Genomic DNA, 12,734 nt, shown 5'->3' on the forward strand with positions numbered 1-12,734 from the left:
ACTTATACCAATCATAGTAAGTAACTGATCTATTTTACTTGTTAAAACAACTTATTTTTTCGTTGTAAGTTTCGTATAGGGAACAACCATTTACATCAACTTACGCCTCAAACTAAGCCATTTTTCCGGCGCAAAATTTAGATCAGTTATTTAATACAATTGGTATAATTTATAGTTAACAATAAAGTGATGCGCAGCCATTTAGCCAAAAATAAAGCCGATAATTTATATCGGCTTTATTGTTTTTAGCTGTTACGGGTATAGATTAAGCTCGACCCATGAATTTCTTTTCAGTGGTGTTCACTCGGATTTTATCACCCGTTGAAATGTGCTCAGGAACTTGTACTGTTAAACCTGTTGTTAAAATTGCAGGTTTAGTACGCGCCGTTGCAGAACCACCTTTGATTGATGGGTCAGTTTCAGTGATGACTAAATCAACACTTGTTGGTAATTCAACACCCACTGGTGCGCCATCAACGATAACAACTTGTAAACCTTGTGTGTTTTCATCAATGAATAACACTTCATCAGCGATGCTTTCTTTGTTTAAGTTGTATGGCGTGTAGTCTTCATTATCCATGAATACATACTCTTCACCGTCGATGTAAGAAAACATCACATTACGACGGATTAAGTCAGCTAAAGAAAGCATGTCGCTGTCTTTGAATGTTTCATCAGTTTTTGCACCTGTTACCACATCGTACATACGCATGCGGTATAAACTACCTCCAGCACGGCCTTGTGGAACAGAGCGTTCGATATCTTTAATGATGTAAACGCTGTTGTTAAATTCAATCGCTGTATTTTTCTTGATATCACTTGCCTTAGGCATCTTATCTTTCCTTTATTAAGTACTTATATACATCTAGCTGGTTTTGGTAAACCGGCTATTTTGGTGGCTTGCTTTGCAGGGCCATCGGGGAATAATTTATAGAGATAACGACTGCTTATCTTATCTTTACCGTATTTATTTTGCATCGCTTTGACTAAGGCTCTAATCGCCGGAGAGGTGTTAAACTCCTCATAAAACTCGCGAACAAAGTGAACCACTTGCCAGTGTTCATCTGTCATTGTAATTGTTTCTATCGTTGCAATTGATTCCGCTAAAGCAAGATCCCATTGTGTGGAATCTAGTAAGTAGCCTTGCGCATCAGTTGCAATGTCTTGACCATTAAAAAGCAAGTTGTCTTCCTCTTGTCGGTGGGCGCTTGATTGCTGCAAAATTCTATAATAAAAGTTGTAAGTTGCCTATCCTAAAAGCACAGTTAAGCCTGTCTACTGTGCAATGAGTCGCTTTTTCTCACTAGTATCTTCAATCTTCTTTAATAATAACTGTATATCCATGGCGGAAAAGGCGATCAGTTTAAGTTGCTCAACGATCAATTTTGCTTCATCGGACATATTTTCTTTATGCTGTTCGAAGGTATCAATTTCAATCGCATGTTCCGTTTGCGCTCTTAATTCCGGGCGGTAGGTATACAAAATTTGTTGAGAGGTCGCTTCAAACAAAGCTGATAATACGGCTAGCTCTGTTTCTGATTCAATTTTATGACGGTGCGATGATAAAGCCGCGATATAGCAACACAACGCATCACATCGGTTAACTAGTCCATAAACCTCTTTTTTTAAGTGTTGCTTTGAATTAGGTTCAAACAACATACTTTGCCAAGCATTTGTTAAGGCAGAGTCAGATTGAAAAGCCGCAAAACGTGTTTGTCGGAAAATGATACTTTCACTTCGCCCAAACTGATATTGCTGCGCCACTTGTTTAAAGTAGCGGCTAGTTTTTAACAGGTGATTATTAACTAAGCCTGGGAAACGTTTAAATTGCCAATCGGGATAGATCACACTGACAGCCGCAAAACTTAGGGCACAACCAATTAAGGTTTCATAAATTCGAGCATATAAGAAAGCCACGCCAGAAGGGGCTAATAGATTAGTTAAAATCATCACCATGATAGTGATAAAGATAACCGCTAGCCCATAGTTGGTTTTTACATAGGTAATAAATAAAAAAGCAGCTAAGACCATTAATACACTTTGTGAAACGATGCCTTGTAAAAAATAAAAGATAGGGAAGCTGAGCAATATGCCTAATAAAGTACCAAAACTTCTTAACATCAGTCGTTTTCGGGTTTCACTAAAACTGGGCTGGCAAACAAATAATACCGTTGGTAGGATCCAATATCCGTTATTAAGATTAAATTTTGCTTGAATCGCAAAGGCGATCACTAAGGACACACTAATTCGCACCGCATGTTTATAAACCGGTGTTTTTTGTTGGTATGCTTTGTATAACACGTGCCAAAATGAATGGGGTATTGGTTGTTCAGTGTCTACAATAATCGGGTTTTGTTGCGATTTAATCTTGGTTAACGAGACTAATAGTGCATCAATTCCGTTTAAATTGTCATAGATAGCTTGCAATGCTTGCATCGCTTCTTGGTTATTATCAAATAATTGCAATTTTTGCTTTAATAATAAAAGCTGATCTGACAAGGCTTGTACTGTCCATTTCAAACGCTTGCTATGCAGATAAGGTTTCTTATCTTTGATGCAGCTGCCGACTTGGTGGCAATCGCTGCTTAGTTGCAATAACAACTGATGAAACCCTTCTAAAATCTGACTACGACCGAAGGTATGTTCTAGTTGACTATATAGGTATTGACTAGCACTAATCCGTTCATGTATTTGTTCTGCAACAAGATAATATTGATTGAGTCGTGCTAACTCTTGTTGGCGTCTATTTGCTTGATATTGGCCTTTAACCATGTCTTTAGAAGCAGCCAAGCGGGCTACAATACTAATATTTAACACGGCAAGTTTTTGTCTTGTATCAGTAATAGCTTGTCGTGAATTCCCTTTTTGTGTATCAAACAACTCAGACTTTTGTAGTTGGTAGCGACTTAGTGCATAAAATAACTGAGCCAATTGTTCACGTAGTGTTCGGTTAGGGCTTAAATGTGACCAAGCGATAGCGAATAAACCATACCACAATGCACCCAGCGCTAATAAAAGGGGAGACTCAAACCAAGCAGCTTCTGGTTGATGGCCAATCAAGGTATAGATGGCAATCAAAATTGCACCGAATCCAATACGGCTATAGTGCATGCCTAAACTGGCTAACATCATAAAAGCAAAGGTCGATGTCCCTAAACCCACGGCAAATAATAGAGGGTAAGGTAAGAGTAATTCAACACTAGAGGAAGCAATAAAGAAGCAAGCTATCACGGTTGCGATAAATTTTTGTCTGTCTTTAGTGTTTTCATCGACTTCTACAATAGCGGATGCGAGCACGCCTAAACATAAAGACAGTGATATCGCTAAGCTTGATTGTTTAAAAAAACCAAATTGTAGGTCGAAAATAGCAGGTACAAATACGCAAGCCATTGCTATTACAATTCTAAAGCCAGAATGTGTATTGGAATCGGTAATTAGGCGCCTGAGCATTAATGTAAAAGAGTGTTGCATGCGAGACTTCTCATGGGAGTAGTAAAGAAAATAATGACATAGTTAGTTTATACTAATCAGAAAAATTAACAGAGTTAAATTTAACCGTTTAAGGGGGATATATCACTGCTTATCACCGCCATTTCAGGCGGCGTATTATAGACATTAACTGATTGTGAATGGAATACTAAAAGCACAATCAATCATAAACCTAATTTAGGCTAAAAGAGCACGTTTTAAGTTGTTAAATTTTACATCTTTGATGTGACTTCTTAATTGAGTTTTGCGACAATAGCGACAATTTCTCAACTACAAAGAGTATTGCTTGATGTCTGCACAAATCATTGATGGTAAAGCGATTGCGGCTAAGGTTACTGATAAAGTGACTGAGGGTGTGAAAGCACGTATAGCAAAGGGCCTTCGCGCTCCAGGTTTAGCTGTTGTCTTAGTGGGAGGCGATCCTGCTTCGCAAATATATGTTCAAAGTAAACGTCGTACTTGTGAAAAAGTAGGCTTCACCTCTAAAGCGTTTGACCTAGCAGATACCACTACACAAGATGAATTACTGGCTTTGATTGACCAACTTAATGCAGATGACAGCATTGACGGTATTTTAGTGCAATTTCCATTGCCTAAGTCATTGGATGAAACGCTGGTTATCGAGCAGATTCAACCAAGTAAAGATGTGGATGGTTTCCATCCTTATAATGTAGGGCGTTTAGCTCAGCGTATTCCTAAGTTACGCTCTTGTACACCTCGTGGCATGATCACTATGTTGGAATCTATTGATGTTGACCTTCATGGTAAACATGCAGTGGTGGTAGGTGCATCCAATATTGTTGGTCGTCCAATGACGTTAGAATTATTGCTCGCGGGCTGTACAACCACAACGTGTCATCGTTTTACAACTGATTTAGAAGATCATGTTCGTCAAGCTGACATTTTAGTGGTGGCGCGTGGTAAAGCTAACTTTATTCCTGGCGAGTGGGTAAAAGAAGGCGCAATCGTACTTGATGTGGGTATTAACCGTTTAGACAATGGTAAAATTACTGGTGATGTTGATTTTGAAACAGCTAAAGAGAGAGCTGCGTATATTTCACCTGTTCCAGGTGGTGTTGGCCCAATGACAGTAGCAACCTTGATTGAAAATACACTGTTTGCCTGTAATGAATTTCATTCTTAAGATTTAATGGTTTAATTAAATTTTGATTTGCCAATAAAAAAGACTGCCTAGGCAGTCTTTTTTGTATCAACACTACAATAGTAGATTACTATTTTAAGTTATCGAGGTATCTTTCTGCATCAAGTGCGGCCATACAACCTGTTCCTGCAGAAGTAATTGCTTGACGGTAGATGTGATCAGATACATCACCCGCAGCGAATACCCCAGGAATAGTGGTTTGAGTTGCATTACCTTCGCTACCTGTTTGTACTTTTAGGTAGCCGTGGTTCATCTCTAACTGACCTTCGAACATATCGGTATTTGGTTTATGACCGATTGCAATGAATACACCCATTACATCTAGCTCTTCAGTCTTGTCTGATAAGGTATCTTTAATACGTAAGCCCGTTACGCCCATATCATCGCCTAATACTTCGTCTAATGTACGGTCAGTATGTAAAACGATATTGCCATTTTTTACTTTTTCGTTCAGGCGATCTAATAGAATCTTTTCTGAACGGAATTCAGTACGACGGTGTACAAGGTGTACCTCAGAGGCAATGTTTGATAGATATAGCGCTTCTTCAACAGCAGTATTACCACCACCAACAACCGCTACTTTTTGGTTACGGTAGAAGAAACCATCACAGGTGGCACAAGCAGAAACACCACGTCCTTTAAACGCTTCTTCAGAATCTAATCCTAAGTAACGTGCCGATGCACCTGTTGCAATAATTAATGCATCACAAGTATAAGTACCGGTATCACCTTTTAAAGTGAAAGGTGGTTTAGTTAACTCAACTTCATTGATGTGATCAAAAATAATCTCTGTATCAAAACGTAAAGCGTGCTCTTTCATGCTTTCCATTAGACCTGGGCCTGTCATGTCAGCTGCGCCGCCTGGCCAGTTTTCAACTTCGGTAGTTGTTGTTAATTGTCCACCTTGTTGCATACCTGTAATTAATACTGGTTTAAGGTTGGCACGAGCTGCATATACTGCTGCTGTGTAACCTGCAGGGCCTGAACCTAAAATTAACAATTTGTTATGTCTTACTTCGCTCATATTGTTACCTTGAATAATACGACTCACTGGAGCTATTAAGCTAATAAAGCTGTTGAGTGTGACTGTTGATAATTGTGATTGATTCTAAACTGTTGAGGGACAAACTGCAGTAAAAAAAACGGATATTCCATAGGAATATCCGTTTTTACTAATAGTTATTATCTACTGATTATAACGATTTATTATAACGATGTTTTTACCATGTCACTGCTTGAACGGTTACTCGCAAATGAGCTTCCCGCTTGTTGTGATGCTTTTACAATCGCTTGGCGTTCAGTTGCAGCAACGATCTTGATCTCTTTAGATAAATCTAAAGGCTCAGAAATCGTTTTAACCATTGCTGACGTTGATAGTCCTTTAGCGATGCTCACTGTACCTGTTTTAGCTGTGCTTATTACTGATGCTTCAACTGGCGTTTCTGTCACTTCTGCTTTTGCTGTTTCAACTGCTTCAGGCGCTGCTTCAAGCTTCACTTCTGGTGTCACAATCACAGGCTCTAGCTCTTCTTCTACAACCACAGTCTCAACAGGTTTAGCTGACTCTTCAACTATTTCAGACGCAACTGGTGCAGCCGCTACCGCTTTTTCTTTCAGTGGTAAAATTTTCTCAGCAGGGCTCACTGGAGAAGATTCAACACTTTTTTGTAGCTTTTCAGCTTCTTGTTGCGGTGCTTCAGCCGGCGCAATGTTATCAACGGTTTCTGCTACTGGCGCTGCTGATTGCACTTTTGGTGCTTCAACTTGCTCTGTTTCAGCCTCAGGGTAACGAGAAGTAATTGCTTCTTTAGCTGGATCGTTTTGTTGATCGCGTTTGTTACGTTGACCATTGTTACGCAGGTAACGTGAACGACGTTGTGGGATCTCAACAGGAGTATAAGCTTCTTCAGTATTTGCTGTGGTTTCTTCAGCTTTTACTTCATTTGCTTTCTGCTCACTCACTGGTGCCTGTTGCTTTTTAGCTTCTTTGTTTGCTTCAGGCGATTTTTTAGGCTTGTTTTTAGCTTTTGGCTTTTTCGGCTCAGCTGCTTTAACAGGCGCATCGTTATTAACGTTAGGTTTTTCAGGTGTTGTGTTTGTTTCAGCCGCATTTTCTGGCTGTTGTACACGTACCTTCTTACGCATATTACGACGTTTACGGCGTGCTACGATGACTTCTTGGTTATTGCCTTTCTGATTGTTATCTTGAGATGCTTTATCTTCGTTATCGTATTTTTTAGCTTGTGCTGTTGGTTTGCGATCAGCTGATTTACGGTTGTTACGACGTTCATTCGATTGCTCACCCGATTTGTCATTGCGGTTATTGCGTTGACGGTTACGGTTTTGATTACTCTTGTTATTACGAGTATTTCGAGTTGTCTCTTTCTTTGGTTGTGGCTGTGGCTCAGGCTCTTTCTCAACTTCAACCTTTGGCTCACCACTAAAGAATTTAACAATTGATTGGATCAAGTTAGCAACAAAAGAAGGCTTTTGCTCCACTGGTTTAGCGGCTACTTTTTCTTGAGTTTGTGCTTTTGGCGCAGCCTCTTTCTTAGGTGCACTAAAGCCATTTAGTAACGGCTCTTCAAGCTCTTCATGCTCTTTTTGCGCACTGTTTGGAATATAAACTGTATGTTGCTTTTCAAGTGCATCATAGTTGATATCTTCTTTACCATCTTTACGTGTACGCTTCACTTCAAAGTGCGGCGTTAGTAGGTTGGCATCAGGTACAATGTAAACTTCACAACCATGACGGTTTTCAATTTTAGCCACTGCTTTACGTTTTTCATTAAGCAGGTAAGCAGCAACTGCTACCGGTACACGTGCTTGAATTTGTGCAGTGTTTTCTTTTAAGCCTTCTTCTTCAATTAAACGAAGAATTGCTAAAGATAATGAATCATTATCACGAATAGTACCTTGGCCGTGACAGCGCGGACATACTCGAGAAGCTGATTCACCTAAAGAAGGGCGAATACGCTGACGAGACATCTCCATTAAACCAAAGCGAGATATGCGGCCTAGTTGGATGCGTGCTCTATCTTGACGTACTGATTCACGCATTCTGTTTTCAACTTCACGTTGATGGCGAGCAGGGGTCATATCGATGAAATCGATCACCACTAAACCACCTAAATCACGTAAACGTAATTGGCGTGCAATCTCTTCTGCGGCTTCTAAATTAGTATTAAAGGCAGTTTCTTCGATATCACCACCGCGCGTTGCACGTGCAGAGTTAATGTCGATAGACGTTAATGCTTCAGTTGGATCGATAACAATTGAACCACCTGATGGTAAGCGCACTTCACGTTGGAAAGCAGATTCAATTTGGCTTTCAACTTGGTAGTGAGTAAATAGTGGGATTTCACCTTGGTACAGTTTAAGACGGTTAACATAGTCTGGGCGTACCATTTCGATATGACTTTTTGCTAATTCAAATGTTTTAGCGTGGTCGATAACGATTTCACCGATATCGCGACGTAAGTAGTCACGAATTGAACGTACAATAACATTACTTTCACGGTGGATTAAGAAAGGAGCGGCTTTAGTTTGTGATGCTTGATCAATGGCTTGCCAATGATTAACCAGTACATTTAAATCCCATTCTAATTCTTCTGCTGATTTACCAACACCGGCAGTACGTACGATTAACCCCATGCCTTTAGGCAGAGTTAAGTTCGATAAAGCGGCTTTTAGTTCAGTGCGGTCATCTCCTTCGATACGACGTGAAATGCCGCCAGCACGTGGGTTGTTTGGCATTAATACTAGGTAGCTACCAGCCAAACTAATGAATGTGGTTAGGGCTGCGCCTTTGTTACCACGTTCTTCTTTTTCAATTTGAATAATTACTTCTTGGCCTTCTTTAATTACATCCTTAATGTTAGGGCGGCCTTTGAATGAGTATCCTTCTGGGAAGTAGTTTCGAGCAATCTCTTTAAGCGGTAAAAAACCGTGACGTTCTGCGCCATAGTCAACAAATGCAGCTTCTAAACTTGCTTCTACACGTGTGATTTTACCCTTATAAATATTTGCTTTCTTTTGTTCGTGACCAGGACTTTCAATATCAAGATCATACAGCTTTTGCCCATCAACTAGGGCTACACGTAACTCTTCTGCTTGAGTTGCGTTGATTAACATTCTTTTCATTTGTGAACTCTTGTAGTATTTTTTCGTTATTTTCTATATGTACTAACTGTTTTTTTGCATGCTTGACCTCATGTCTGGTTATACAATCTCTCGACTGGAAGTATTCAGAGGTGCGTTAAAAAGCGGATACAAAAAAAGCGTTAAATCAAAAATAATTCAACACATCAGCGTTACATTCTAATCATTTGATTTGCTTTCATAATAGCCATGCCTACTAGCAATTTTATAGAGAAGGAATTGCGAGGCATTAACTCTGTTATTGTCGCATTTATATCTACTTACAAGCAACAAAGTTTTTGCATATTATGCGATCAGGCATGATAAACTTAACGAATGGAACAGATAAATCACTCAGTACGCATTATTGACATCGCTCAAGAAAATGCACAACAACGAATCGACAACTTTCTTCGCTTACATTTGAAGGGCGTGCCTAAAAGCATGATCTATCGAATTGTGCGTAAGGGAGAAGTTCGTGTTAATAAAAAACGCATTAAACCCGATTACAAATTGCAGGTTGGCGACACCGTGCGCATCCCACCTGTAAAAGTTGATCCGGAAAATGCATTACCTTCACCTAAACTCAACAGCATTAAAAATTTAGAGTCCGCTATTGTCTATGAAGATGACGCTTTAATTATTTTAAACAAACCTTCTGGTTTAGCAGTACACGGCGGTAGTGGTCTAAATTTTGGAGCGATTGAAGGCTTGCGTGCCTTACGTCCAGATTCACGCTTCTTAGAATTAGCTCACCGTTTAGATAAAGCAACATCTGGCTGTCTATTAATTGCAAAAAAACGCAGTATGTTACGTGCACTGCACGAGCAGTTACGTCAGAAAACCATGAAAAAACAGTATTTCGCGTTAGTTAAAGGTCAATGGGACAAAAAAGACCGATTAGTACGTGAACCTTTATTAAAGAATGCCCAAGATTCTGTGGTTAAAGTTAGCCCATTGGGTAAACCCTCGGAAACACATTTTAAAATTGTGCAACGTTATGAAGGCGCTACCTTAGTGGAAGCGAGTCCAGTTACTGGACGAACTCACCAAATTCGTGTGCACAGTGCCTGTAAAGGCCATAATATCGCCTGTGATGAACGTTACGGTGACAGTACTTTTGATAGTAAAATGACTGCATTAGGATTAAATCGACTTTTCCTGCATGCTGCTCATATTACCTTTTACCATCCGGTATTAGAGAAAAAAATGACTGTTAGTGCGCCACTTTGTCCTCGTTTAGAGACTTTATTAACCAAGTTACAGCGCAGTTAATATGAAATACCAGTTAATTATTTTTGATTGGGATGGCACTTTAATGGACTCCCTAGATAAAATTGTGTTGTGTATGCAACAGGCTACCAAACAAATCGATATTGCCGTACCAAGTGAAGCCGCAATCAAAGATATTATCGGTTTAAGCCTGTTAACAGCTACGCAACAGTTATTTCCTGATTTACCCTTCATTAAACAGCAGCAATTAGTGGACGCCTATCGCGACCGCTATCATGCGAATCAGCATATTGAAACGCCTTTCTACGATGGCATTGCAGATATGCTGGTTAACATACAGCAACGCGGTTATCAATTAGCCGTTGCAACCGGTAAGGGAAGAGTAGGATTGGATCGTATGATTGCTAAAACCAATACTGCGCATCTATTTAGTGGCACTGTTTGTGCTGATGAAGCACACTCCAAACCAGACCCATTAATGATTAAAATGTTATTAGACAAATTAGCGATCCCTGCTGAACAAGCTTTGATGATTGGTGATTCTATCTATGATCTAGAGATGGCTGCTAATGCGGGCATCGATAGTTTGGGTGTAAGTTATGGTGTGCATAATTCAACACAGTTGATGCAAGCTAAACCTAAAGCCATTTTGGATTGCCTTGCCACTGAGTTGGATAGTTATATTTAAGTCATTTATGAAGGATTTATTGTGAAAGAGTCAGCTTTGAAAGATAAAGTGTTGTTTAGTGAATATATAAAATTAACGGGGCGTGGTGAAAAAGGGCGTCGTCCTCTAACCATGGCAGAAGCAAAACAAGCATTAAGTGATTATTTAAACGGTGATGCCACGATTTTGCAATTGGCTGTGTTACTTATGCTGCAACGTGTACGTTGTGAAACACCAGAAGAAGCGGCAGGTTATATTGAAGCTTTACGTGGAAAAGTATCTGAGCAATGGCAAACGTTACCCGCTGATCTGGATTGGCCTTGCTTTGCAGGTAAAAAAAGACAGCCACCTTGGTTATTACTGGCGGCAAAAGTATTAGCTGCGAATGGTATTAAGATATTTTTACATGGTCATATGACCGTTGATTTGATCAAGTACCAAGTGGAATCTGCTTGTCCATTATTAGGTATTGAAGTAGCGGATAGTCCAGAGCAGGCTAAACTAGCCTTAGAACAAAATGCACTAGTGTATGTACCGTTATCGGCATATTGCCCAGAACTAATCGAGTTATTAGCTCTGCGTGAACAAGTTGGTTTACGTACGCCTTTGAATACCGTAGCACGCAGCGTTAACCCAACGAATGCGCCTTATAGTATTCACGGTGTTTTCCATAAAAGTTACGAGAAAATACACGCTGAAGCGGCATTGTTAAACAATGAACATAGTATTATCGCTTTCAAAGGTGAGGGTGGTGAGAGTGAAGTGAATCCGCGTGTCTCTACCTTAGCTTGTGGAGTGACACAAGTAGATGGACAAACACGTTATATCGAACAGGATTGGCCTACTTATCTCGAAGACTTCTCCGGAGCACATACTGAAGTATCTGCTGAATACTTATTAAAAGTATGGAATAAAGAGATTGAAGATGCCTATGGTGATGCTGCCGTGATCACCACCATGGCCATGGTACTGAAACAGATGCAACCTGAATGCTCGCAGGATGAAGCATTACAAAAAGCCAAACAGTTATGGGAAACCAGAGCTATTTAGGGTGGATTTAAATTTACACTAAAAAGGAAGCTAAATAGCTTCCTTTTTTGATTGCGGCTTATCGCTTAAATAATTAAGCTGAAAGTGCGTGATCTGTTTTATTTAATTTTTCTAATTTGAATGATCATGCCAAATAGTGGATGGTCAAAATAGTGTATCTCTTCACTACGCAAACGGGTTGATTGATCAAATAAAGTTTCAGTAATGGCTTTTTCTGTACGCACATTTCGCTGAACAGGCTCTTGATTAACGATTTGCACTACACCGTCTTGCTCCACTGCTTTAGTTTCTGATCCGCGCACTGATAATGGCGATGAGACTGATTTCTCAGTTTCAGTACGCACAATCAATTGGCTATCAATATGCAGGTAACGCTCTACATAGATTAGTAGATTCCCATCAATTTCATACAAATCTTGTAAGATCTCTTTCTTCTGTAACGCTGCTAATACATCCATTGATTGATCTGGTTGTGTTGATGTATTGCTTGAATTAGAAGATAAACCCGCTTGCTCCATGGCTAATGCATAGTTTTTACCTGCAAATAGATGAATAGGTAATGCATTTTGTTTATTTTGTATTGGCATACGCCATGCTGTATGGAGTAGTGGTGTGAAAAGTTGGTGGTTGTTTAATCTTTTTAATTGCTCATTAAGCATCAAGCCATTTAAGCGTTGTAATCTATGTCCACCTTTCACCATTTGTGCATCGGTTAAACGCACAGGATTTTGTTGGTGTAAACAAGGCTGCCCATCTAAACAGCTGGTCGCTGGTGCGGCTTTGATCACTTCTAGACGTTGGCGCTGTTTTAAATAAACATTATTTTGATCTAGTTGTTCACTATTATCTTGTACATCAACATTGCGTTTAAAGACTAATATCTCCACGTCAAACCAGCGGTCACCTGCTGCTTGGGCATTCAAGGAACAAGTTGCTGCAAAAAATAATGGTAAAATATAACGTAAATTCAAAAGGCTATCCTTTTTATTTGAT

General features: G+C 39.7%; 10 protein-coding genes. 4 read left to right on the plus strand and 6 right to left on the minus strand.

Annotation, left to right across the window (positions count from 1 at the left end; all coding sequences use genetic code 11):
* Nucleotides 1-265: 265 nt before the first annotated feature.
* From efpL to yccS, 3 genes are all read right to left on the minus strand, one after another.
* Complete coding sequence (gene efpL, locus DS885_RS10305) at nucleotides 266-832, minus strand: elongation factor P-like protein EfpL (protein WP_113819348.1); 567 nt, start codon at nucleotides 830-832, stop codon at nucleotides 266-268.
* Between the two features lie 23 nt (nucleotides 833-855).
* On the minus strand, nucleotides 856-1,182 hold the full coding sequence (locus DS885_RS10310; RefSeq protein ID WP_113819349.1) for a TusE/DsrC/DsvC family sulfur relay protein: 327 nt from the start codon (nucleotides 1,180-1,182) through the stop codon (nucleotides 856-858).
* Nucleotides 1,183-1,275: 93 nt separating this feature from the next.
* On the minus strand, nucleotides 1,276-3,471 hold the full coding sequence (yccS, locus tag DS885_RS10315; RefSeq protein ID WP_113819350.1) for a YccS family putative transporter: 2,196 nt from the start codon (nucleotides 3,469-3,471) through the stop codon (nucleotides 1,276-1,278).
* Nucleotides 3,472-3,778: 307 nt separating this feature from the next.
* On the opposite strand from yccS, the gene folD reads away from it, so the two are divergent.
* The gene (folD, locus tag DS885_RS10320) at nucleotides 3,779-4,633 is read left to right on the plus strand and encodes a bifunctional methylenetetrahydrofolate dehydrogenase/methenyltetrahydrofolate cyclohydrolase FolD (RefSeq protein ID WP_113819351.1); all 855 of its coding nucleotides are present in this window, start codon (nucleotides 3,779-3,781) and stop codon (nucleotides 4,631-4,633) included.
* Nucleotides 4,634-4,721: 88 nt separating this feature from the next.
* On the opposite strand, the gene trxB is transcribed toward folD, so the two are convergent.
* Together trxB and rne are read right to left on the minus strand one after the other, a co-directional pair.
* Nucleotides 4,722-5,675 (minus strand): thioredoxin-disulfide reductase, encoded by a 954-nt coding sequence (trxB, locus tag DS885_RS10325; RefSeq protein ID WP_113819352.1) that lies wholly within the window; start codon nucleotides 5,673-5,675, stop codon nucleotides 4,722-4,724.
* Between the two features lie 182 nt (nucleotides 5,676-5,857).
* Nucleotides 5,858-8,794 (minus strand): ribonuclease E, encoded by a 2,937-nt coding sequence (gene rne, locus DS885_RS10330; protein WP_113819353.1) that lies wholly within the window; start codon nucleotides 8,792-8,794, stop codon nucleotides 5,858-5,860.
* Nucleotides 8,795-9,127: 333 nt separating this feature from the next.
* Here rne and rluC point away from each other — a divergent pair, with 333 nt between their 5' ends.
* The 3 genes from rluC to DS885_RS10345 are packed head-to-tail and all read left to right on the plus strand — an operon-like array spanning nucleotide 9,128 to nucleotide 11,741.
* Entirely contained in the window at nucleotides 9,128-10,066 is a 939-nt protein-coding gene (rluC, locus tag DS885_RS10335) for a 23S rRNA pseudouridine(955/2504/2580) synthase RluC (RefSeq protein ID WP_113819354.1), read from the plus strand.
* Nucleotide 10,067: 1 nt separating this feature from the next.
* Nucleotides 10,068-10,712, plus strand: a complete 645-nt coding sequence (locus DS885_RS10340) for an HAD family hydrolase (RefSeq protein WP_113819355.1) — start codon at nucleotides 10,068-10,070, stop codon at nucleotides 10,710-10,712.
* A gap of 21 nt (nucleotides 10,713-10,733) precedes the next feature.
* Nucleotides 10,734-11,741 carry a glycosyl transferase family protein gene (locus tag DS885_RS10345; RefSeq protein ID WP_258546893.1) on the plus strand — a complete coding sequence of 336 codons (1,008 nt, stop codon included), beginning with the start codon at nucleotides 10,734-10,736 and terminating at the stop codon, nucleotides 11,739-11,741.
* Between the two features lie 98 nt (nucleotides 11,742-11,839).
* Here the strand turns inward: DS885_RS10345 and DS885_RS10350 are convergent, their stop codons facing one another.
* Nucleotides 11,840-12,712, minus strand: coding sequence for a CsiV family protein (locus tag DS885_RS10350; protein WP_181817756.1), 873 nt, complete (start codon nucleotides 12,710-12,712; stop codon nucleotides 11,840-11,842).
* Nucleotides 12,713-12,734 lie beyond the last annotated feature (22 nt).

This window comes from Psychromonas sp. B3M02 (genome assembly GCF_003318165.1).
In the GTDB taxonomy this organism is placed as follows: Bacteria; Pseudomonadota; Gammaproteobacteria; order Enterobacterales; family Psychromonadaceae; genus Psychromonas.

Excerpts from the sequence above, each read along its gene's own strand:
- efpL (WP_113819348.1), bottom strand. The coding sequence starts at position 832 with ATGCCTAAGGCAAGTGATATCAAGAAAAATACAGCGATTGAATTTAAC.
- yccS (WP_113819350.1), bottom strand. The coding sequence starts at position 3,471 with ATGCAACACTCTTTTACATTAATGCTCAGGCGCCTAATTACCGATTCC.
- folD (WP_113819351.1), top strand. The coding sequence starts at position 3,779 with ATGTCTGCACAAATCATTGATGGTAAAGCGATTGCGGCTAAGGTTACT.
- trxB (WP_113819352.1), bottom strand. The coding sequence starts at position 5,675 with ATGAGCGAAGTAAGACATAACAAATTGTTAATTTTAGGTTCAGGCCCT.
- rne (WP_113819353.1), bottom strand. The coding sequence starts at position 8,794 with ATGAAAAGAATGTTAATCAACGCAACTCAAGCAGAAGAGTTACGTGTA.
- rluC (WP_113819354.1), top strand. The coding sequence starts at position 9,128 with ATGGAACAGATAAATCACTCAGTACGCATTATTGACATCGCTCAAGAA.
- DS885_RS10340 (WP_113819355.1), top strand. The coding sequence starts at position 10,068 with ATGAAATACCAGTTAATTATTTTTGATTGGGATGGCACTTTAATGGAC.